Origin of the sequence: Streptomyces sp. NPDC127117 (genome assembly GCF_042677325.1) — a bacterium.
GTDB lineage: Bacteria > Actinomycetota > Actinomycetes > Streptomycetales > Streptomycetaceae > Streptomyces.
In genome coordinates this window covers 72,723-93,991 of sequence record NZ_JBHXTM010000004.1, presented here as the reverse complement: position 1 = coordinate 93,991, position 21,269 = coordinate 72,723, and the positions used below count along the sequence as shown (strand labels likewise).

The 21,269-nt window shown below is 69.7% G+C and carries 18 protein-coding genes, 1 tRNA gene and 1 riboswitch; of the genes, 16 read left to right on the top strand and 3 right to left on the bottom strand.

Going from position 1 to position 21,269, the window contains the following annotated elements; translation table 11 throughout:
* The first annotated feature begins 38 nt into the window (after nucleotides 1-38).
* From ACFVH0_RS05415 to ACFVH0_RS05355, 13 genes are all read left to right on the top strand, one after another.
* A complete protein-coding gene (locus tag ACFVH0_RS05415) occupies nucleotides 39-1,001 on the top strand; it encodes a glycosyltransferase family 2 protein (RefSeq protein WP_385818144.1) in 963 nt (320 codons plus the stop codon).
* Nucleotides 998-1,399, top strand: coding sequence for a GtrA family protein (locus ACFVH0_RS05410; RefSeq protein WP_385818143.1), 402 nt, complete (start codon nucleotides 998-1,000; stop codon nucleotides 1,397-1,399). Before ACFVH0_RS05415 ends, ACFVH0_RS05410 begins: the two co-directional genes overlap by 4 nt.
* Before the next feature lie 158 nt (nucleotides 1,400-1,557).
* The gene (locus ACFVH0_RS05405; protein ID WP_385818142.1) at nucleotides 1,558-2,214 is read left to right on the top strand and encodes a SurA N-terminal domain-containing protein; all 657 of its coding nucleotides are present in this window, start codon (nucleotides 1,558-1,560) and stop codon (nucleotides 2,212-2,214) included.
* Between the two features lie 34 nt (nucleotides 2,215-2,248).
* Nucleotides 2,249-3,271 (top strand): nucleoside triphosphate pyrophosphohydrolase, encoded by a 1,023-nt coding sequence (locus ACFVH0_RS05400; RefSeq protein ID WP_385818141.1) that lies wholly within the window; start codon nucleotides 2,249-2,251, stop codon nucleotides 3,269-3,271.
* The gene (locus ACFVH0_RS05395; protein WP_385818140.1) at nucleotides 3,268-4,581 is read left to right on the top strand and encodes a cytochrome P450; all 1,314 of its coding nucleotides are present in this window, start codon (nucleotides 3,268-3,270) and stop codon (nucleotides 4,579-4,581) included. The genes ACFVH0_RS05400 and ACFVH0_RS05395 overlap by 4 nt, the downstream gene beginning before the upstream one ends.
* A gap of 105 nt (nucleotides 4,582-4,686) precedes the next feature.
* Complete coding sequence (locus ACFVH0_RS05390) at nucleotides 4,687-5,661, top strand: transglycosylase family protein (protein ID WP_385818139.1); 975 nt, start codon at nucleotides 4,687-4,689, stop codon at nucleotides 5,659-5,661.
* A 300-nt stretch (nucleotides 5,662-5,961) separates the two neighbouring features.
* Nucleotides 5,962-6,133, top strand: a riboswitch (cyclic di-AMP (ydaO/yuaA leader).
* A 3-nt stretch (nucleotides 6,134-6,136) separates the two neighbouring features.
* Nucleotides 6,137-6,913, top strand: a complete 777-nt coding sequence (locus ACFVH0_RS05385; protein WP_385818138.1) for a transglycosylase family protein — start codon at nucleotides 6,137-6,139, stop codon at nucleotides 6,911-6,913.
* A gap of 287 nt (nucleotides 6,914-7,200) precedes the next feature.
* Nucleotides 7,201-8,490 carry a phosphopyruvate hydratase gene (gene eno, locus ACFVH0_RS05380; protein WP_385818137.1) on the top strand — a complete coding sequence of 430 codons (1,290 nt, stop codon included), beginning with the start codon at nucleotides 7,201-7,203 and terminating at the stop codon, nucleotides 8,488-8,490.
* Between the two features lie 197 nt (nucleotides 8,491-8,687).
* Nucleotides 8,688-9,158 carry a septum formation initiator family protein gene (locus ACFVH0_RS05375; protein WP_385818136.1) on the top strand — a complete coding sequence of 157 codons (471 nt, stop codon included), beginning with the start codon at nucleotides 8,688-8,690 and terminating at the stop codon, nucleotides 9,156-9,158.
* Between the two features lie 59 nt (nucleotides 9,159-9,217).
* Nucleotides 9,218-9,751 (top strand): DUF501 domain-containing protein, encoded by a 534-nt coding sequence (locus tag ACFVH0_RS05370; protein ID WP_124722936.1) that lies wholly within the window; start codon nucleotides 9,218-9,220, stop codon nucleotides 9,749-9,751.
* 111 nt (nucleotides 9,752-9,862) lie between these two features.
* Nucleotides 9,863-10,804: an exopolyphosphatase gene (locus ACFVH0_RS05365; RefSeq protein WP_385818135.1), complete on the top strand. Its 942-nt coding sequence runs from the start codon at nucleotides 9,863-9,865 to the stop codon at nucleotides 10,802-10,804.
* Between the two features lie 437 nt (nucleotides 10,805-11,241).
* Nucleotides 11,242-12,627, top strand: a complete 1,386-nt coding sequence (locus ACFVH0_RS05360) for an NAD(P)/FAD-dependent oxidoreductase (protein ID WP_385818134.1) — start codon at nucleotides 11,242-11,244, stop codon at nucleotides 12,625-12,627.
* Between the two features lie 281 nt (nucleotides 12,628-12,908).
* Entirely contained in the window at nucleotides 12,909-14,213 is a 1,305-nt protein-coding gene (locus ACFVH0_RS05355; RefSeq protein ID WP_385818133.1) for a class I SAM-dependent methyltransferase, read from the top strand.
* A gap of 112 nt (nucleotides 14,214-14,325) precedes the next feature.
* On the opposite strand, the gene ACFVH0_RS05350 is transcribed toward ACFVH0_RS05355, so the two are convergent.
* Both ACFVH0_RS05350 and ACFVH0_RS05345 read right to left on the bottom strand, forming a co-directional pair.
* Complete coding sequence (locus ACFVH0_RS05350) at nucleotides 14,326-16,854, bottom strand: ABC transporter permease (protein ID WP_385818132.1); 2,529 nt, start codon at nucleotides 16,852-16,854, stop codon at nucleotides 14,326-14,328.
* A 58-nt stretch (nucleotides 16,855-16,912) separates the two neighbouring features.
* A complete protein-coding gene (locus ACFVH0_RS05345) occupies nucleotides 16,913-17,683 on the bottom strand; it encodes an ABC transporter ATP-binding protein (protein WP_385818131.1) in 771 nt (256 codons plus the stop codon).
* A gap of 502 nt (nucleotides 17,684-18,185) precedes the next feature.
* Here ACFVH0_RS05345 and ACFVH0_RS05340 point away from each other — a divergent pair.
* From ACFVH0_RS05340 to ACFVH0_RS05330, 3 genes are all read left to right on the top strand, one after another.
* Nucleotides 18,186-18,271: transfer RNA gene (locus ACFVH0_RS05340), tRNA-Leu, on the top strand.
* 185 nt (nucleotides 18,272-18,456) lie between these two features.
* Nucleotides 18,457-19,344 carry a Bax inhibitor-1/YccA family protein gene (locus ACFVH0_RS05335; protein ID WP_385818130.1) on the top strand — a complete coding sequence of 296 codons (888 nt, stop codon included), beginning with the start codon at nucleotides 18,457-18,459 and terminating at the stop codon, nucleotides 19,342-19,344.
* Nucleotides 19,345-19,536: 192 nt separating this feature from the next.
* Nucleotides 19,537-19,854 carry a hypothetical protein gene (locus tag ACFVH0_RS05330; RefSeq protein ID WP_259930746.1) on the top strand — a complete coding sequence of 106 codons (318 nt, stop codon included), beginning with the start codon at nucleotides 19,537-19,539 and terminating at the stop codon, nucleotides 19,852-19,854.
* 74 nt (nucleotides 19,855-19,928) lie between these two features.
* Here the strand turns inward: ACFVH0_RS05330 and ACFVH0_RS05325 are convergent, their stop codons facing one another.
* Nucleotides 19,929-20,774: a hypothetical protein gene (locus tag ACFVH0_RS05325; RefSeq protein WP_385818128.1), complete on the bottom strand. Its 846-nt coding sequence runs from the start codon at nucleotides 20,772-20,774 to the stop codon at nucleotides 19,929-19,931.
* Nucleotides 20,775-21,269: the final 495 nt, after the last annotated feature.

Here is a 21,269-nt window from a genome sequence, read left to right as displayed (position 1 = left end):
CATCGGGTTCCGACATCTGACCAGGCTGATGTACTTCCGTGCTGATCTCGCTGGTGGTGCCTTGTTTCAACGAGGAAGAGATCCTCGAACGCTTCCATGAACGCGTCACGGACGAAATGGCCGGGCTGGGACATGAATTCCAGCTGGTCTTCGTCGACGACGGCAGTGCGGACCGGACCCTGGTGATCCTCCAGGAACTGGCCGCGGCCGACCCGCGGGTCCGCTATGTCTCCTTCAGCCGCAACTTCGGCAAGGAGGCCGCCATGCTGGCCGGCCTCCGGCACGCCGAGGGCGACGCCGTCGTCATCATGGACGCCGACCTCCAGCACCCGCCCGAGCTCGTGGGCCGGATGCTGGAGGAACACGCGCAGGGTTACGACCAGGTGATCGCCCGCCGCACTCGTAAGGGCGACCGGGTCACCCGCACCCTCAGCGCCCGCGCCTACTACTGGCTGATCAACCGCCTGGTGGACGTGGAGCTGGTCGACGGTGTCGGGGACTTCCGGCTGCTCTCCCGCCGCACCGTCGACGCGGTACTGGAACTCACCGAATACAACCGGTTCTCCAAGGGCCTTTTCGCCTGGGTGGGATTCCGCACGACGACCTTCTCCTACGAGAATGCCGTCCGTGAACAGGGCAGTTCCGCCTGGACCTTCGGAAAGCTGCTCAATTACGGCCTCGACGGGCTGCTGTCCTTCAACAACAAACCGCTGCGCGCCGCGCTCTACCTGGGCATGCTGCTGCTGTCGGTGGCCTTCGCCTATGCTGCGTGGATCGTCGGCGTCGCCCTGGTGCAGGGGGTGGACACTCCCGGCTACGTCACCCTCATCGTCGTGGTCACCGCACTCGCCGGGGTCCAGATGGTGATGGTCGGGGTTGTCGGCGAGTACGTCGGCCGCATCTACTACGAGGTGAAGCGACGCCCGCACTTCCTGGTCAAGGCCACGAACACCGAGGAATCGCGACGGATACGGGAACCCCAGGAGTTCGTACGCCGATGACGGTCACCGCACAGATGGCCCGATTCGCCCTCGTGGGAGTGGTGAACACCGGCACGTACTACGGCTGCTATCTCGTCCTGCTGATGTGGCTGCCCTACATCGCCGCCCATGTGATCGCCTTCGCGCTGAGCATGATCGGATCCTTCTTCCTGAACTCCTGGTTCACCTACCGGACCCGGCCCACCTGGCGGAAGTTCCTCCTCTTCCCGCTCACCAACGCCGCCAACTTCGTCATCACGACCGGCGGCGTCTATCTGCTGGTCGACCTCGCCGGGTTCAGCAGCCGGTACGCGCCGCTGGTCGCGGCCGCGGCGGCGATCCCGATCACCTTCGTCGTCTCGCGCACGATCATGCTGCGACCGGACACCCCGGCCCCCGCGGCCGAACGCGTGCCCTGAGCCCCGCCGGGGCGGCCCGAGCCGTCCCGACCGGGCCCACATCCCCAACTCCTCCCGAATCGTTGGTCGAATCGGTGGCCCCAGCCGTGTCCACTGCCTAACATCGATCACCGCAAGGTCTTGTGCACTGATGCACAAACTCTCCCCGGGAGGTTCCTTTGCACCGCCGCCGTCGCACCGCGCTCACCGTCTCCGCCGCCCTGCTCGCCGGCGCGCCACTCCTGACCGCCTGCGGCGGCGAGGCCCACCCGGGTGCCGCGGCCGTCGTCGGCGGGGACCGGATCGAGGTCTCCACGCTGCAGAGCCAGGTGGCCGCCGTGCGCGAGGCCCAGCGCGATTCGAAGGACGCCGCCCAGCTCATCGACAAGTCCGGACAGCTCAGCCGGGCCAAGCTGCACGGCCTGATCTTCGACCGCGTCCTTGACCGGGCCGCCCACGACGCGGGCGTGTCCGTCAGCCGCAACGAGATCCAGCAGATGCGCAGGGCGGCGGTCGCCCAGTCCGGCGGGGAGGAGCGGCTGCGCACGGCGATGCTCCAGCAGAGCTGGGTCGCCCCCGACCAGATCGACGCCGTCCTGCGCGAGCAGGTCCAGCTGACCAAGCTGGCCCAGGCGCTCGGCGCCGACCTCCAGCAGCCCGCCGGCCAGCAGGCCGTCGGCGAGGCGCTAGGCAAGGCGTCGAAGGCCCTGCGGGTCGACGTCAATCCGCGCTACGGCAGCTGGGACAACAAGCAGGCCCAGCTCGCCGACTACAAGGCCCCCTGGATCAACCGGGTCACCAAGCCGGCCGGCGCGGGCGCCGAGGCCGGGGCCTGACCGGCGGCGGGAGCGACCGGAGTAGATTCGAACGGTGAACGCTGAAGACCCCGGCCGTATCGTCCTGCTCACCGCCAGCCACCGAGTCGCGCCCGGACTCCTGTCCTGGCCCGCCTGGCAGACGCTGCACGCCGCGGACCGGGTGCTCTGTGCCGAGTCGGACCACCCGCAGCTGCCGTATCTGCGCGAGGCGGGCGTCACCGTCGAGCACACCTCGCCCACCGCGCAGGAGCTCGTCGACTCCTGCGCGGGCGGCCGGAGCGTCGTCGTGGTCACCGGTGGCGAGGGGAACCAGCCGCTGACCGACGGGCTCGCCCGGCTCGCCGGTTCGGGCCGGGTGCGGATGCCGGACCTGGAGCTGCTGCCCGGCTCGTACGACCTGCCGGGCGCCCGGCTCCTCGATCTGGTCCAGGTCATGGACCGGATCAGGGGCGAATGCCCGTGGACCTCGCAGAAGACCCACCGGGGCCTCGCCAAGTACGCCATCGAGGAGGCGTACGAACTCGTCGAGGCGATCGAGGACGGCGACCGCGACGAGCTGCGCGAGGAACTCGGCGACGTGCTCCTCCAGGTCGTCTTCCACGCCAGGATCGCCGAGGAGGACGAGCAGGAGCCGTTCTCCGTCGACGACGTGGCCGCGACCCTCGTCGAGAAGCTGATCCACCGCCACCCGCACGTCTTCGGCGACGAGACCGCCGAGACCCCGGAGGACGTGCACGCGCACTGGCTGCGGACCAAGGCCATCGAGAAGCAGCGCGACTCGGTCACCGACGGAGTGCCGCTCGGCCAGCCCGGCCTGGCGCTGGCGGCGAAACTGGCCGGCCGGGTCCGTACCGCGAAGCTCGACGTGCCGCTCCCCACGGGCGACGGCATCGGCTACGAACTCCTCGCCCTCGCCGTACGCGCCGAGCAGGACGGCATCGACCCCGAGGCCGCACTGCGGGCCGCGGGCCGCGCCTACCGGGACGCCATCAGGGCGGCCGAGGGCAACGCCCAGGGCCTGCCGCCGGAGGGCCCCGGAGGGCGTCCGGCGGCAGCGGATAACGTCGGGGGGTGAACCACAGCCCCGCCGACCGCCCCGCCGATCAGCCGGCCGCCTGCCCCGCCGGTGCCCCCGAACTCTTCACCTGGGAGTTCGCCACCGACCCGTACCCGGCGTACGCCTGGCTGCGCGAGCACAGCCCCGTGCACCGGACCACGCTGCCCAGCGGCGTCGAGGCCTGGCTGGTGACCCGGTACGCGGACGCGCGGCAGGCGCTCGCCGACACCCGGCTCTCCAAGAACCCGGCGCACCACGCCGAGCCGGCGCACGCCAAGGGGAAGACGGGCATCCCGGGCGAGCGCAAGGCGGAGCTGATGACGCATCTGCTGAACATCGACCCGCCGGACCACACCCGGCTGCGCCGTCTCGTCTCCAAGGCGTTCACCCCGCGCCGGGTCGCCGAGTTCGCGCCGCGCGTACAGGAACTGACGGACCGCCTCATCGACCGCTTCATCGCGGAGGGAAAGGCGGACCTCATCCACGACTTCGCCTTCCCGCTCCCCATCTACGCCATCTGTGACCTGCTGGGCGTCCCGCGCGAGGACCAGGACGACTTCCGGGACTGGGCGGGCATGATGATCCGCCACGGTGGCGGCCCGCGCGGCGGGGTGGCCAGGTCGGTGAAGAAGATGCGCGGCTATCTGGCCGAACTGATCCACCGCAAGCGGGAGAAGCCGGGCGACGACCTGATCTCCGGGCTGATCCGGGCCAGCGACCACGGCGAGCACCTCACCGAGAACGAGGCCGCCGCCATGGCCTTCATCCTGCTGTTCGCCGGATTCGAGACGACGGTCAACCTGATCGGGAACGGCGTCTACGCGCTGCTGCGCAACCCCGGGCAGCGCGAACTGCTCCAGCTCTCCCTCGACGCGGGGGAGAGCGGGCTGCTGGAGACCGGCATCGAGGAACTGCTCCGGTACGACGGACCGGTGGAGCTGGCCACCTGGCGGTTCGCCACCGAGCCGCTGACGCTCGGCGGACAGGACATCGCCGCCGGGGATCCTGTGCTCGTGGTGCTCGCCGCGGCCGACCGCGACCCGGAGCGCTTCGAGGACCCCGACACGCTCGACCTCGCACGGCGTGACAATCAGCACCTCGGATACGGGCACGGCATCCACTACTGCCTGGGAGCGCCGCTCGCCCGGCTGGAGGGACAGACCGCGCTCGCCACGCTGCTGAATCGCCTTCCGGACCTGCGGCTTGCGGTGGAACCTGCCGATTTGCGGTGGCGTGGCGGGCTCATCATGCGCGGACTTCGCACGCTTCCCGTGGAGTTCACCCCGGGGTCCGCCCACACGAAAAGTGACACCTCGTCAAGTCTGTGACTTTCACGTGATCTGCGCTGCATCGACTTGTGACTCCCGTTCGAACCCGGCTAGGTTCACCGTTCGACTCACCAGTCACACGTCAGCTACACGGAAGGCAACCCCATGGGCTCCGCGAACGGCAGACACCGTCGCCCCCGTCAGGCACCCGCCATCGTCGTCGCCGCGGGCGTGACCGGATCGGCCATCGCCATCCCGCTGCTCGGCGCGTCCGGTGCGCACGCGGCCGACGCCACGACCTGGGACCGGGTGGCCGAGTGCGAGAGCGGCGGCATGTGGAGCGCCGATTTCGGCAACGGCCACTACGGCGGCCTTCAGTTCTCGCAGGAGACCTGGAAGGCGTACGGCGGTGAGGCGTACGCGGAGCGCGCCGACCTGGCCAGCCGGGCGCAGCAGATAGCGGTGGCCCAGAAGGTGCTGGACGACCGGGGCCCGAAGGCCTGGCCCAGCTGTGCGGTCATCTCCGGCCTCGCCGTGGACGGGACGCTGCCGGGGGTGGACCCGGGTTCCGTGCCCGCCGACGACCCGACCGGGAACGCGAAGCCGGCTGACGACGCGTCGGCGGACCCGTCCGGCGACGCCACACCGTCCGACAGCGCCTCCGACGGTACGGACGCCGTTGACGGCGCGGACGGCTCGGAGAAGGGCGACGAGCCGTCAGGGAAGACCTCGCCGTCCCCGAAGCCCACGGCCTCGACCACCCCGTCCCCCGACGCGTCCACCGACGTCCCCTCCGGGGCGCCCGGCGACGCGTCAGGCTCGCCCGACGCGTCCGGCGGCACGGGCGGCAAGCACCGCGGCGCGCCGGCCCCCGAGCAGGGCGGCGGTACGGACGGCGGCGGCCGTGAGGCGGGCCGTCATGCCTCGCGCGGCGGCAACGACGCACGCGACACGACCGACACGCCCGCCGACGGCACGTACACCGTTCGCGTCGGCGACAACCTGTGGGCGATTGCTGATGCACAGAAGGTCCCCGGTGGCTGGCCCGCGCTCTACGAGGCCAACAAGGGTGCCGTCGGCGCCGACCCGGACCTCATCCTCCCTGGCCAGAGCCTCGATCTCGATGTGAAGGCCAAGTGAGGGCAGTCTGATAATCGACTAAAAACGCCCTCGAAACCGGGGTAGTTCAGGGACCTATGTCCGCTTATGCGTAAGTGAGACATGGGTCTCTTTGCGTCAACTGGCGTGTCGCGTCCGGGGAGCCCTTCCGCATCGTGCCCCACCTGCGGAAACGATGGTTCTTCAGATGCAAGTAGGGGCTTATTGTCCGATGTGTCCATCTTTGAATGTGGGGGTTGCGTATGTTTACGGTCGGAACCGCTCGCACCGCGGGCCCCGTCGACCGTCACGCCGAATCCTGCCGTCGGTCGAAGGGAACAGACGCGTAAAGCGCCGTAGGCAGGAGCGGGGGACCCAGGTAAGCGCCGGGCCCGATCGTCGAAAGACGCATCAGGACCGGCTTGGGGTGAAGTCGCGTGCTAGGACGTGCGACCGGGCAACTCACTTGGCCCGAACCCGACAGCTCACCTCGTAGGCGTCGGTGAGGAGAAGTTCCATGCTGCTTTCCAGCAAGGGCAAGCACCGCCGCCCGTCCAAGGCCGTCCGTATCGCCACGCTCGCCGGTGTCGCCGGTGCCGCAGTCGCCGTGCCCCTGATGGGTGCGACCAGCGCCTCCGCCGCCTCCGTCGCCACCTGGGACGCCGTCGCCCAGTGCGAGTCCGGTGGCAACTGGTCCATCAACACCGGCAATGGCTACTACGGCGGTCTGCAGTTCTCGCAGTCCAGCTGGGCCGCCGCCGGCGGTACGCAGTACGCCGCCCGTGCCGACCTGGCCACCAAGGCCCAGCAGATCGCCACCGCCGAGAAGCTCCTCGACATGCAGGGCCCGGGTGCCTGGGCCTGCGCCGGCGCCGGCGGCCTGACCAACGACGGCGTCGACCCGGGCGTCGACACCGGCTCCTCGAACTCCTCCTCGAACTCCACCGCGAGCTCCGGCGCCTCCGAGCAGCAGAGCGCCCCGAAGCAGCAGTCGCAGCCGACCCAGCAGGCCCAGCCGAAGCCGGCCGAGCGCACCGAGGCCCCCGCCGCCTCCCGCTCGGACCGCTCCGCCGCCCCGCAGGCCGAGTCGAAGAAGACCGTCACCACCCCGACCGGCGAGAAGGTCGAGAAGGGCGACGGCGAGTACAAGGTCGTCTCCGGCGACTCGCTGAGCAAGATCGCCGCCGACAACAAGGTCGAGGGCGGCTGGCAGCAGCTGTTCGAGCTGAACAAGGACATCGTCAAGGACGCCGACCTGATCTACCCGGGTCAGCAGCTGCACCTGACGAAGTAGTCGCGGCTCGCTCCTCCCCGAGCATCACCCCGGCCCGGCGCGCATCCCCGTGTGCGCCGGACCGGGGCGTTGCCGTTCGTGCTCGGGGGAGCGCCGGATCGTTCATTTGTTGTAGTTACCGACCAGTATGTTTCTGGCTGTTTGTCCGGCAATGTGTGCCCTCGGGTCCTTTTTCGTCCCAGGGGTCGGGCGGTCGGCCGACTGATCGGGCCGGGCCGGTTAGGCTCTTGTCGCAAGGCCAAAGCGACCCTGCACAATCAGCGTCATATCCCAGAAGGAGATGCCTCGTGCCGTCCATCGACGTCGTCGTAGCCCGGGAAATCCTCGACTCCCGCGGAAACCCCACGGTCGAGGTAGAGGTCGGCCTCGACGACGGCAGCACGGGCCGTGCTGCCGTTCCGTCCGGCGCCTCCACCGGAGCGTTCGAGGCCATTGAGCTTCGCGACGGTGACCCCAACCGCTACCAGGGCAAGGGCGTCGAGAAGGCCGTTCTCGCCGTGATCGAGCAGATCGGCCCGGAGCTCGTCGGCTACGACGCCACCGAGCAGCGGCTGATCGACCAGGCGATGTTCGACCTCGACGCCACCGAGAACAAGGGCTCGCTCGGCGCCAACGCCATCCTCGGTGTCTCGCTGGCCGTCGCCCACGCCGCCTCCGAGGCCTCGGACCTGCCGCTCTTCCGCTACCTCGGCGGCCCGAACGCGCACCTGCTGCCCGTTCCGATGATGAACATCCTCAACGGCGGCTCGCACGCCGACTCCAACGTGGACATCCAGGAGTTCATGATCGCGCCGATCGGCGCGGAGTCCTTCTCCGAGGCGCTGCGCTGGGGTGCCGAGGTCTACCACACGCTGAAGAAGGTCCTGAAGACCAAGGGCCTGTCGACCGGTCTCGGCGACGAGGGCGGCTTCGCGCCGAACCTGGAGTCGAACCGCGCCGCCCTCGACCTCATCGTCGAGGCCATCAAGGAAGCCGGCTACGTCCCGGGCAAGGACATCGCGCTGGCGCTCGATGTCGCCGCGTCCGAGTTCTACAAGGACGGCAAGTACGAGTTCGAGGGCAAGTCCCGCTCGGCCGCCGAGATGACCGAGTACTACGAGGAGCTCGTCTCCGCGTACCCGCTGGTCTCCATCGAGGACCCGCTGTACGAGGACGACTGGGCCGGCTGGAAGGTCATCACCGACAAGCTCGGCGCCAAGGTGCAGATCGTCGGCGACGACCTCTTCGTCACCAACCCGGAGCGGCTGGCCCGCGGCATCGAGGAGGGCTCCGCCAACGCCCTGCTCGTCAAGGTCAACCAGATCGGCTCGCTGACCGAGACCCTGGACGCCGTCGAGCTGGCCCAGCGCAACGGCTTCAAGTGCATGATGTCGCACCGCTCCGGCGAGACCGAGGACGTCACCATCGCCGACCTCGCGGTCGCGGTGAACTGCGGCCAGATCAAGACCGGCGCCCCGGCCCGCTCGGACCGCGTCGCCAAGTACAACCAGCTGCTGCGCATCGAGGAGATCCTCGACGACGCCGCGGTGTACGCGGGCCGCTCGGCGTTCCCGCGGTTTCGCTCCGCGAACCAGTAGGCACAGCGCTCCGCGAACCAGTAGGCACAGCGCTCCGCGAACCAGTAGGCACAGCGCTCCGCGAACCAGTAGGCACAGCGAGGGCTGATCATCCCTTTCGGCCCGTCAGGGGCCCGAAGGCCATGGCGTCCGTCCGTCCCCGCACTCGGTCCCGTACCGTGTGCGGGGACGGACGTGCGTAGTGGGGAGGCGGAGACATGGCCGCGAAGGACCGGGACCGGTTCTCCACCGCGACCCGGCTGCGACTGCTCGGCGAGCAGACCGCGGCCCGTGTCTACCGGTCCCAGAACCGCCGCCAGGCCCGCCGCTCACGGCTCACCGGCCGGGCGGCGTTCCTCGCGCTGGTCGTCTGCTCGCTGGTGGTCGTGCTCGCGTACCCGATGCGGCAGTACGTCTCGCAGCGGGACGAGATCGCCGACCAGCAGCGGCGGGCGCAGGACGCCAAGGCCCGTACCGAGGAGCTGCGCGACGAGAAGGCGCGCCTCCAGGACGATGCGTACATCCGGCAGCTGGCCCGTACGCACCTGCACTACCTTCTTCCCGGGGAGACCGGTTATACGGTGATCGACCCCGACGCGGTCAAGGAGCGCGAGGGCAGGACCGGCGAGTCCGGCCGGCCGTGGCACTCCAACCTCTGGGACGGCGTCGACAGCGCCGACCGCGACTGACTCTCTTCATCCATCTGCAGAACCGCAGTTCGAGCAGCCCGATCAGAACCTAGGCAGGCATGGAAACGCCCCCTCCCCAGACCGAGTCCACCGCGCCCACCGAGGCGGACATCGCCGCGTTCCAGCAGCAGCTGGGGCGTCCGCCGCGCGGTCTGCGCGCGATCGCGCACCGCTGCCCGTGCGGCAACCCGGACGTGGTCGAGACGCAGCCCCGGCTGGAGGACGGTACGCCGTTCCCGACGACGTACTACCTGACGTGCCCGCGTGCCGCTTCCGCGATCGGCACGCTGGAGGCGAACGGGGTCATGAAGGAGATGACCGAGCGCCTCGGTACGGACCCCGAGCTGGCCGCCGCGTACCGGGCCGCGCACGAGGACTACATCGCCCGGCGTGACGCGATCGAGGTGCTGGAGGGCTTTCCGAGCGCGGGGGGCATGCCGGACCGGGTGAAGTGCCTGCACGTACTGGTGGGGCACTCGCTGGCCGCGGGGCCGGGGGTGAACCCGCTGGGGGACGAGGCGATCGCGATGCTGCCGGAGTGGTGGCGCAAGGGGCCGTGCGTCTCGCCGTGCGGCGCGCCGGACGAGGGCTGACCGTTCCTCCGGGGGCTCCGCCCCCGCACCCCCGCTCCTCGATCGCCGGAGGGGCTGGAATTGCTCCTCGATTGCCGGAGGGGCTTTGTCTGCTTTATTTGGGAGTGCTTCATGACCCGCGTGGCCGCCATCGACTGCGGTACCAACTCCATCCGTCTGCTCGTCGCCGACGCGGATCCGTCGACCGGTGAGTTCGTCGAGCTCGACCGGCGGATGGAGATCGTCCGGCTCGGGCAGGGCGTCGACCGTACCGGCCGGCTCGCCCCCGAGGCGCTGGAGCGGACGTTCGCGGCCTGCCGGCAGTACGCGACGGTGATCAAGGAGCACGGGGCGCAGCGGATCCGCTTCGTCGCCACCTCCGCCTCCCGCGACGCGGAGAACCGGGACGACTTCGTCCGCGGGGTGCTGGAGATCCTGGGCGTCGAGCCCGAGGTGATCAGCGGTGACCAGGAGGCCGAGTTCTCCTTCACCGGAGCCACCAAGGAGCTCGCGGGCCGCGACCACCTGGCGAAGCCGTATCTCGTCGTGGACATCGGCGGTGGCTCCACCGAGTTCGTCGTCGGCGACGACCACGTACGGGCAGCGCGGTCCGTGGACATCGGCTGCGTACGGATGACCGAGCGGCACCTGGTGCGCGACGGCGTCGTGACCGACCCGCCGGCCGACGGGCAGATCGCCGCGATCCGCGCCGACATCGCCGCCGCCCTCGACCTCGCCGAGGAGAGCGTCCCGCTCGCCGGGGCCGCCACCCTCGTCGGCCTCGCCGGGACGGTCACCACGATCGCCGCGATCGCCCTGGGGCTGGACGCGTACGACTCCGAGGCGATCCACCACTCCCGGATCTCCTTCGAGCAGGTCCAGGAGATCACCGGACGGCTGCTCGGCTCCACCCACGCCGAGCGGGCCGCGATCGGCGCGATGCACCCGGGACGGGTCGATGTGATCACGTCCGGGGCGCTGATCCTGCTCGCCGTGATGGAGCGGACCGGGGCCCGCGAGGTCGTCGTCAGCGAGCACGACATCCTCGATGGAATCGGCTGGTCGATCGCCTGAAACGGCTGCGCGTGAGCGCCCCGGACAGGGCGCTCACGCGTGCCTTGGCCTGCACCTTTGAGCCCTCGTGGGCCACCCGGGCGGTGGTTCGCGGGACACGTCGCGACGAAGTTCGTGAACTTCTTCACAAGGAATTCGGCTCTGTGGAGGGCACTTCTGCTCCGGATGGGCATCCGGGGCCGCTCGCAAGGCCGTTGTGAGGTCGCGCGGAAGTGTTCCGGACGTGTTGCCGCCAGATGAACCGGAGCGGTGGTTCACCCCGTCCGGAGGGTCAAGGGCCAGCTCACAAGCGGTGAACAACGTTCGCCGTCATGCCGTGGTTCCCCTGCGGTTCCATGACCTCGGTCACGTGGGCGGCGAAGTGTAGCAGAAGGGGGCACCAACCTTGTGAAGGGGCTCACGAGCATGCCCTCCGAGGGGGGTGGATACTCGATGGCATGAGCACCACGGAGCGTCCCAGGATCCTCGTAGTAGGCGGTGGGTACGTAGGCCTGTACGCAGCTCGACGCATTCTCAAGAAGATGCGCTACGGAGAGGCGACCGTCACGGTCGTCGACCCGCGCTCGTACATGACGTACCAGCCCTTCCTCCCCGAAGCTGCTGCCGGCAGCATCTCGCCTCGGCATGTCGTCGTCCCGCTGCGACGCGTACTGCCGAAGGCCGAGGTACTCACCGGCCGCGTCACGACCATCGATCAGGACCGCAAGGTCGCCACGGTCGCGCCGCTCGTCGGCGAGGCCTACGAGCTGCCCTTCGACTACCTGGTCATCGCGATGGGCGCGGTCTCCCGCACCTTCCCGATCCCCGGCCTCGCCGAGCAGGGCATCGGCATGAAGGGCATCGAGGAGGCCATCGGCCTGCGCAACCACGTTCTTGAGCAGCTGGACAAGGCCGACTCGACGACCGATGAGGACGTCCGCCGCAGGGCGTTGACGTTCGTCTTCGTGGGCGGCGGCTTCGCCGGTGCGGAGACCATCGGCGAGGTCGAGGACATGGCCCGCGACGCGGCGAAGTACTACACGAGCGTGAAGCGCGAGGACATGCGCTTCATCCTCGTCGACGCCGCCGACAAGATCCTTCCCGAGGTCGGCCCGAAGCTGGGCACCTGGGGCCGGGAGCACCTGGAGTCCCGTGGCGTCGAGGTCTTCCTCTCGACCTCCATGGACTCCTGCGTCGACGGTCACGTCGTGCTGAAGAACGGTCTGGAGGTCGACTCCAACACCATCGTGTGGACGGCCGGCGTGAAGCCGAACCCGGCGCTGGCCCGCTTCGGCCTGCCGCTCGGTCCGCGCGGTCACGTGGACACCTCCGAGAAGCTCCAGGTGCAGGGCACCGACTACATCTGGGCCGCGGGCGACAACGCCCAGGTTCCGGACATGATCGGCCGCAAGGCCGGCAACCCGAACGCCTGGTGCCCGCCCAACGCTCAGCACGCGCTGCGTCAGGCCAAGGTCCTCGGCGACAACGTCATCTCCGGTATGCGGGGCTTCCCGCAGAAGGAGTACAGCCACGCCAACAAGGGTGCCGTCGCCGGTCTGGGGCTGCACAAGGGCGTCGCGATGATCGTCATGGGCAAGATGAAGATCAAGCTCAAGGGACGCCTCGCCTGGTACATGCACCGTGGCTACCACGGCATGGCGATGCCGACCTGGAACCGTAAGATCCGGATCTTCGCCGACTGGACCCTTGCGATGTTCCTCAAGCGCGAGGTCGTCTCGCTCGGCGCCATGGAGACGCCGCGCGAGGAGTTCTACGAGGCCGCCAAGCCGGCCCCGGCACCGGCCGCCGCCAAGGCCGAGGGCGAGAAGGCCAAGGCCTCCTAGCCCGCGCGCGGGCCCACTCGCCCGCGCTTGCAGTACCTGTACGACGCCCGAAGGGGCCGTCCGCCATCCGTGGTGCGGGCGGCCCCTTCGGCGTACCCCTGCCCAAGTGCGTGTGGTGTACAGCTATTTTGCCGTTCCATTGCGCTGTAGCGGGATGGCGGGCGCTTCGCGGACTGTTGACGCGTACGTACCTCGTCGTGGCGCACAGGTGCCCGGCGTGGTTTCAGGCATGTTCGACCATGTTTGGGCACATTGGGAACACCATCACGGAGGTGTGCGCCATGGCAGACGCCGCGTTGCGGCTGACCGCTCTTGCCGAGGAGTTGCTGGGAGAAAAGCTGCCGGTCCGTATCCGGGCCTGGGACGGCAGCGAATCCGGACCGCCCGGTGCCCCCGTACTTGTGATCCGGAACCGCCGTGCGCTGCGCCGGCTGCTCTGGAAGCCGGGCGAACTGGGCCTGGCCCGCGCCTGGGTGGCCGGCGAACTCGACATCGAAGGCGATCTCTACGAGGCCCTGGACCTGATGGCCGCGCTCATCTGGGAACGCGGGGACGACACCGCGGACCGCGTCCACCCGGTCCGCGACCCGAAGGTGCGGGCCTTCGCCAAGGGGCTGCTGCAACTGGCCGGCCCGCTGCCCCCGCCGCCCCCGCCGCCCGAGGAGGTCCGCCGCCGCACCGGCACCCTCCACACCAAGCGCCGGGACAAGCAGGCCATCAGCCACCACTACGACGTGGGCAACGACTTCTACGAACTGGTCCTCGGCCCGTCCATGGTCTACTCCTGCGCCTACTGGGAGAAGGGTAAAACCCTTGAGGACGCCCAGCGCGACAAGCTCGACCTGGTCTGCCGGAAGCTCGCGCTGAAGGAGGGCGACCGCCTCCTCGACGTCGGCTGCGGATGGGGCTCCATGGCCATCCACGCCGCTCGCGAGTACGGCGCCCGGGTCACCGGAGTGACCCTCTCCGTCGAACAGGCCGCCTTCGCCAGGAAGCGCATCGCCGAGGAGGGCCTGACCGACCGGATCGAGATCCGGGTCCAGGACTACCGGGACGTCAGGGACGGCCCGTACGACGCCATCTCGTCCATCGGCATGGCGGAACACGTCGGCTCGGTCCGGTTCCGTGAGTACGCCGACGACCTCTACGCACTCCTCAAGCCCGGCGGCCGGCTGCTCAACCACCAGATCGCCCGCCGCCCCGAGAAGGACGAGTCCGCGTACCACGTGGACGACTTCATCGACGCCTATGTCTTCCCCGACGGCGAACTGGCCCCGGTGGGCCGGACCATGGCCACCCTCGAAGAGGCCGGCTTCGAGGCCCGCGACGTCGAGGCGATCCGTGAGCACTACGCGCTGACCCTGCGCCGCTGGGTCGCCAACCTGGAAGAGCACTGGGACCGTGCGGTCCGGATGACCTCGCCCGGACGGGCCAGGGTCTGGCGGCTCTACATGGCCGCCTCCGCGCTCTCCTTCGAGCACAACAAGATCGGCGTCAACCAGATCCTCGCGGTGCGCCCGGCGGAGGGCGGGGTCGCCGGCCTCCCGCTGCGGGCCCGCGCCTGGACGGCTTCCGCGACCGGCTGACACCGGGACGGGACACCACGGAAACGGCCGAGGGCCGGTACGCGCAGCTCCTTCGCTGCGAGCACCGGCCCTCGGGTGTGTCCGGCGGGGCCCAGGGGCCCGCCGGGTCGTACTACTCGGTCTTGATCGCCGTCAGCATGTTCAGCTTCGCGGCGCTGCGGGCCGGCCAGAGCGCGGCCAGCACACCCACGATCCCCGCCAGCACCAGGAAGACCGCGATCCGGTCCCACGGGATGACCAGCGCGTACTCCGGGATCTCCGACGACAGGGTCTGCCCGATCGCCCAGCCGAGGAACATGCCGAGCACGACACCGACCACCGCGCCGAAGAGCGAGATGACCACGGCCTCCAGCCGGATCATGCGCTTCACCCGGCCCCGGTCCAGGCCGATCGCCCGCAGCATGCCGATCTCCTGCTGGCGCTCGAAGACCGACATCGCCAGGGTGTTGACGACCCCGAGCACCGCGATGATCAGGGCCATCGCCAGCAGCCCGTACATGATGTTCATCGCGAGGTTGACCGAGCCGCCGAACATGTCACGGATGTCCTGACGGTCCATGATGCTCATCCCCGGGTTGTCACCCAGAGCCTTCACCAGGGCCTGCTCGTTGGCCTCGGTCGCGCCGCCGTCCGTCTTCAGCCAGATCTCGCGGATGTACGACATGCCGCCGTGCGCATCGGCGACGTTCTTCGGAACCAGGACCGGGGAGAGCATCTCGTTGCCCTCGAAGACCGCCCCGACCTTCAGCTCGGCCTTCTTGTCGTCGTCGAACTTCACCCGGAGGGTGTCGCCGGTCTTCCAGCCGTTGGACTTGGCCGTCTTCTTGTCGACGGCGATCTCGCCCTTGGCCAGCGCGTCGAGCGAGCCGGAGACGGTCGGCAGCGTGAAGAGCTGCTGCACGTCGCCGGGGCTGACGGCGGACGCGGAGTGGTACTCGCCCTTGACCTCCAGCGAGGTGGCCTGCTGCGGCGAGATGGCCGAGACCCCGTCGGCCTTCCGCAGTGCGGTGAGCGCCGACTCGTCGAGCGGACCGCCGCTCGCCATCGTCACCATGTAGTCGGCCTTGATGTTGTCCGTGGTCATCCGGTCGACCGCCTGGCCGAGGGTGACGCCGAGGACCGAGATGCCGGTGACCAGGGTGAGGCCGATCGCCAGCGCGGAGGCGGTGGCGCCGGTACGGCGAGGGTTGCGGACCGCGTTCTGCGCGGCCAGCTTGCCGGAGACCCCGAACAGCCGCTTCAGCAGCGGGCGGACCAGCGCGATCACCGGCCGCGACAGCAGCGGGATCAGCACGATGACACCGATCAGGGTGAGGAAGGCACCCGCGGCGATGATCGTCCGGCCGGACGATCCGCTCTTGGACGCGCCCGCAAGGATCGCCGCCCCGCCCAGCAGGGTGAGCACCGCGCCGATCGAGTTGCGCACCACCAGGGACTTGACCGTGGCCGTCGCGTGCACGCTGCTCATCGCCGCGACCGGCGGGATCTTGGCGGCCCGGCGGGCGGGCAGCCAGGCGGCCAGCACGGTGATCAGGACACCGACGGCGAAGGCGGCGATGACCGCGGTGGGCGAGACGATCAGCGGCCCGGCCGGGATCTTCCCGCCGAACAGACCCATCGCGGAGCGCAGCCCGATGGCGAGGGCCAGCCCGATGGCGAAACCGATGACCGAGGCGATCAGGCCGACGACGGCCGCTTCGAGGAGCACCGAGCGCTTGACCTGGCGGCGCGAGGCGCCGACGGCGCGCATCAGCGCCAGTTCCTTGGTGCGCTGGGCGACCAGCATGGTGAAGGTGTTGGCGATCAGGAAGATGCCGACGAACAGGGCGATGCCGGCGAAGGCGAGCAGCATCCCGTTGAGACCGCTCAGACCGCTCTCGATGTCCTTGGCCTGCTGGTCCGCGAGCGCCTTGCCGGTCTTGGCCTCGGCGTCCTTGGGCAGCAGCGGCTTCACCTCGGCCAGCAGCTTCTCGGCGGAGGCGCCGGGCGCGGCGGACACGTTGGCGTCCTGGAACACGCCGGGCTTGAGGTAGAGCTTCTGGGCGACCTCGGTGTCGAAGAGGACCAGGCTGCCGCCCGCGTTGACCGCGCCGTCCTCGGTGGTGAAGACGCCGGAGAGGACGTACTCCTTCACCGGCCCGTTCGTGGCGACCCGGACCCGGTCACCGACGTGGTACTCGCCCTTCTTCGCGGTCTCCTTGTCGAGCGCGATCCGGTCGGCCGCGGCCGGGCCCGTACCGTCGACGAAGGTGTACGCGGAGTCCTTGCCGTTCTTGCCGGGGAAGTAGTTCCCGCCGGTGTTCGACCAGCCGTTGCCGATCAGCCTGCCGTCGGGGTCGGCGACTCCGGCGAAGCCGGAGACCCGGCCGGTGGCGGTGGAGACGCCGTCCAGGCCCTGGATCTTCTCCAGGGTGGCGGCGGTGATGCCGGTGGTCTTGTCGTCGCGCTGGTCGGCGTAGGTGGTGACGGCGACGGCCACGTCGTCGTAGCTCTTGGCCGACTGGTTGCGGAGGGCGTTGCCGAGGGTGTCGGTGAAGACCAGCGTGCCGGAGACGAAGGCCACGCCGAGCATCACGGCGAGGACGGTCATCAGCAGCCTGGCCTTGTGCGCGAGCACATTGCGCAGGGCGGTACGGAACATGTCTGTCAGTCCTGGGATGGAGAGGGGGTCCGGGAAGGGGCGCGGGGAGGGACGGGACTCAGCTGGTGCGGCCCTTGGCGTCGAACGCCTTCATCCGGTCCAGGACCCGGTCCGCGGTGGGGTTGATCATCTGGTCGACGATCCGGCCGTCCGCGAGGAAGATGACCCGGTCCGCGTAGGAGGCGGCCGCCGGGTCGTGGGTGACGATCACCACGGTCTGTCCCAGTTCGCGCACCGAGTTGCGCAGGAAGCCGAGGACCTCGGCGCCGGAGCGGGAGTCCAGGTTCCCGGTCGGCTCGTCACCGAAGATGATCTCCGGCCGGGAGGCCAGGGCGCGGGCGACCGCGACGCGCTGCTGCTGGCCGCCGGAGAGCTCGGTCGGCCGGTGGTTCAGCCGGTCGGAGAGGCCCACCATGTCGATGACCTGGCGCACCCACTCGGCGTCGGGCTTGCGGCCCGCGATGTCCATGGGAAGCGTGATGTTCTCGTACGCCGTCAGCGTCGGCAGCAGGTTGAACGCCTGGAAGATGAAGCCGATCTTGTCCCGGCGGAGCTGGGTGAGCTGCTTGTCCTTGAGGGTGCCGAGCTCCGTGTCGCCGATCCGCACCGAACCGCTGCTGAAGCTGTCGAGACCGGCCACGCAGTGCATCAGCGTGGACTTGCCGGAGCCGGACGGGCCCATGATCGCGGTGAACTCGCCCTGGGGGAAGTCCACACTGACCTGGTCCAGGGCGGTCACCCTGGTCTCGCCCTCTCCGTAGACCTTCGACAGATCCGTGGCGCGGGCGGCCACCGTGGTGACGCGGGGTGCGGTGGAAATGGTGGTCACGGGAATCTCCTGTTTCGGGGCTCCGGCCGAGGGCTCGTCCGGGGTTTGATCGGTACCCCTCAATCGTCACCGCCGTTCCGCCGCCGGTCGTCCGTCCGCATGCCGGTTCCGGGGGCAGCCTTGAGTCGCACCGGGAGGGCCCCGGGTCCTCCTGCGGTATGACACCGACCCTGAGTCGCCGGTCCGGGGCCCCCGTCCGGCCGGTGCGCCGCGACCCGTGTGTCCGGCCCTGTGCCCGGGCGTGCGACCCGCCCGGTGGCGCGCCCGTGGCGATCACTGGCGCGCGCCTGGTGAATGCGCCGTCCGAGTGCGGCGACTTTACGTCAATCCGGATTACCGGCCGCCGTGCCCGCTACCCCGCCCAGGCATGTGGAGATGCGCTTGAGAGTCTGCTGACGACCCCTCAAGCGGTCAATAAAATAAGACAACATCGCGCCACTGATCCGCTGTTCGGGGGAAGTCCCCGGATAGGGTCATGTGCCAACGCGGAGCCGCGCGCCAGGCCTGGATGGTGGAATGCAGACACGGCGAGCTTAAACCTCGCTGCCCCTCGGGGGCGTACCGGTTCGAGTCCGGTTCCAGGCACCACTTCTCACTTTGCGGCCGGGCCGGCGGCAGATCCGCCACCGGCGATCCGGACCCGTTTCCCGACAGGTTTCCGGGTCGGCTCCGGACAGGTTCCCGCAAAGATCCTCCCCAAGCACTAGTCTGATTCTTTTGCCTACCCATTACTCTTGTGGGAAGGCCACGCAGGGTGGCCATGGAGGAGTGAGATGAGGAGCAGCAACCCGGTCTTCTCGCGACGGGGCTTCAGCCGCGACAACGGATACGCGGGCTTCAACGCGGCGCCGCAGGCCGGGGCCCCCGCAGCGGGCGCCAACCCGTACGCGCAGGGCACCGCCGCCAACCCGTACGCCACCAACCCCTACGCCCAGCCGGACGCCCAGTACGGCGCCCCGCAGGCGCCCGCGCGCACCGGCGCGATGACGATCGACGACGTCGTCACGCGCACGGCGATCACGCTGGGCACCGTGGTGCTCGGCGCCGCGCTCGCCTGGGCGCTGCTGCCGGTCGACGAGGACAACCTCGGCAAGTCGTACGGCATCGCGATCGGCGCCGCCCTGGTGGCGTTCGTCCTGTCGCTCGTCCAGTCCTTCAAGCGCAGGCCGGTGCCGGCGCTGATCGTCTCGTACGCGGCCTTCGAGGGCGTCTTCCTCGGAGTGATCTCCAGCGCGGTCAGCACGTACATCGGACCCGGCGTCGTGATGCAGGCGGTGATGGGCACCATGTGTGTCTTCGCCGGTGTGCTGCTCGCGTACAAGATGCGCTGGATCCGTGTCACCCGCCGCTTCTACGGCTTCGTGATGGCCGCTGCCGTGGGCTTCATGCTCCTGATGGTGGTCAACCTGCTGTTCGCCGTCTTCGGCGGCGGTGACGGCCTGGGCTTCCGCAGCGGTGGCCTCGGCATCCTCTTCGGTGTCATCGGGATCATCCTCGGCGCGTGCTTCCTGGCGCTGGACTTCAAGCAGGTCGAGGACGGCATCGCTTACGGCGCCCCCCGCGAGGAGTCCTGGCTGGCGGCCTTCGGCCTCACCATGACCCTGGTGTGGATCTACCTGGAGATGCTGCGTCTCTTCTCCATCCTCAGCGGCGACGACTGATCGCACGCACCCGCACGACGGGGACGGCCCGCAGGCACTGTGCCTGCGGGCCGTCCCCATTTCGGAGAAGAGCCGTCCCCATTTCGGAGAAGACATGGGACACCGGCGCCTCCGACGCATTGCGCGTTGCCGCACCCTGCCCGGGCATCGGCCCGTTGGTAACCGTCCTGCCGGGGCGCGTAGGGTCGCGGGGTGCTCGATACGACCCCGCTGATCACTGCCGTGGACCGATTCGCCGACCGGCTGCGCGCCGCCCCGCAGAGCCGTCTGCAGCGCGGAGCCGCTGCCGAAGGGCTTGCCGCGGCCCGGGAACTGGCGCTGCGCGCCCAGCGGATCGAGGCGCCGGACCGGGAGCCGCGCCCCATGCCGGACGCCGGGATCTTCTCCATCGGCGACCAGCTCGCCGTGGCGGGGCGTGATCTGGCAGTGGCACTGGAAACGGCCCCGTCGGCTGAGCTCGACGAGGCCGTGCAATTCGTGAACGAGGCCGCTGCGCGCGCGTTCGCGTAGCGGCGGTGGCGGTCCGGGCGACCGGCCCGAGGGGCGGCGGCCGGCGAGAGCCGCTGTGCCCGGAGGGAGCGGGGTCAGAACGAGGCGATGACCCGGTCGGCGAGGATGTAGACGTTCTCCTTGCCGCAGGAGAAGGTCAGCGCGTACGCGCCGGAGACGCCGGAGCCGCCCAGCAGTACCGGGTGCTCACCGGCGAGGAGTGAACCGGCCAGCCGCTCGGCCGTCTCGCGGTGCCCAGGGGTCATGCAGAGCGTGGTGCCGTCGGCGAAGACGTAGACGTCCAGCGTTCCGAGCGGGCCGGGGCGCACATCGGCGAGCTCCGTACGGCTGTCGGCCAGCTCTTCGAGACGGTTCACGGTGCGCTCGTGGTCGGTGACGACCGGGGTCTGCACCGGTACGAAGTCGGGATGCGAGGGGTGCCGGCGGCGGGCGGCGGCCAGCTCGGGGGAGTCCTCGGCGAACTCCGCCGGTCCGGGCAGCTCGGTCATGTCGGCCAGCTCCGTCAGTTCCACCAGTTCGTCGAGGGCCTCGGTGGCGTCGAGGTCCATCGCTTCGAGGCCCGCGAAGTCGGACTGGCGGGGCATGAAGAACGGTGCGTCCTCTCCCGTCCCGGTCAGACCGCCCAGCAGGGACGGGGCGTCGGCGGCGTCGCGGGCCTCCTGGGTGGCCCAGAAGGCGCGGGCCTCGGCGAGTTCGCGCTCGCGTTCCTCGGCCAGCGCCTCGGCGACGGCCGCGCGTATCTCGGCGACGGGGGTGGCGGTGCTGCGGCTCTGTGCGGGCACGGTGATGCCGTGCGCACGGGCCTCGGACAGCTCGGTGCGAAGGGCCGTGACCTGCTTGCGCAGCCCGTGAGCAGCGTGCAGAGCAGCGGCGCCCACGGCCGTGGCGGCGGCGGCGGTCAGCAACAGGGCAAGAGACATGGCGCTCACTGACATACTCCCGGTTTCAATCGATCCCCCGACTTCCTACATCAGCTTGTCCCCTACCTGCGCCCTGTGTCAGTGCATTACGTCACGAATTGGACAGGTCTTTGGGCCCAGGGTTTAACCCTGATGTGGGTGTGACCTGCGGGTATGGCTCTCCCCCAGGAGATAGGTCACATCCTGGGGGAGATTCGGTCACGGTCGGGGCTCGGAACCGGCCACCGTACGGGGCGCCGGCCTGCTGACAGCTATGTCAGGTCCGGCCCGGCTCGGCCGAGTCCGGCTCGGCCCGGCCGCGCGTGTTCATGGTCGCGTTCGCTTCGCTTCCGCTGCGGGCAGGTGCCGCCCTCGTTCCTCGGGCGACCCCTACCCTCCGCTGCACCTCAGCTCAGCCGCTCGTGTTCATGGTCGCGTTCGCTTCGCTTCCGCTGCGGGCAGGTGCCGCCCTCGTTCCTCGGGCGACCCCTACCCTCCGCTGCACCTCAGCTCAGC

Coding starts and splice junctions, on each gene's coding strand:
- ACFVH0_RS05410 (WP_385818143.1), top strand. CDS start 998: ATGACGGTCACCGCACAGATGGCCCGATTCGCCCTCGTGGGAGTGGTG.
- ACFVH0_RS05335 (WP_385818130.1), top strand. CDS start 18,457: ATGAGGAGCAGCAACCCGGTCTTCTCGCGACGGGGCTTCAGCCGCGAC.
- ACFVH0_RS05370 (WP_124722936.1), top strand. CDS start 9,218: ATGGAAACGCCCCCTCCCCAGACCGAGTCCACCGCGCCCACCGAGGCG.
- ACFVH0_RS05385 (WP_385818138.1), top strand. CDS start 6,137: ATGCTGCTTTCCAGCAAGGGCAAGCACCGCCGCCCGTCCAAGGCCGTC.
- ACFVH0_RS05355 (WP_385818133.1), top strand. CDS start 12,909: ATGGCAGACGCCGCGTTGCGGCTGACCGCTCTTGCCGAGGAGTTGCTG.
- ACFVH0_RS05325 (WP_385818128.1), bottom strand. CDS start 20,774: ATGTCTCTTGCCCTGTTGCTGACCGCCGCCGCCGCCACGGCCGTGGGC.
- ACFVH0_RS05375 (WP_385818136.1), top strand. CDS start 8,688: ATGGCCGCGAAGGACCGGGACCGGTTCTCCACCGCGACCCGGCTGCGA.
- ACFVH0_RS05350 (WP_385818132.1), bottom strand. CDS start 16,854: ATGTTCCGTACCGCCCTGCGCAATGTGCTCGCGCACAAGGCCAGGCTG.
- ACFVH0_RS05390 (WP_385818139.1), top strand. CDS start 4,687: ATGGGCTCCGCGAACGGCAGACACCGTCGCCCCCGTCAGGCACCCGCC.
- ACFVH0_RS05365 (WP_385818135.1), top strand. CDS start 9,863: ATGACCCGCGTGGCCGCCATCGACTGCGGTACCAACTCCATCCGTCTG.
- ACFVH0_RS05360 (WP_385818134.1), top strand. CDS start 11,242: ATGAGCACCACGGAGCGTCCCAGGATCCTCGTAGTAGGCGGTGGGTAC.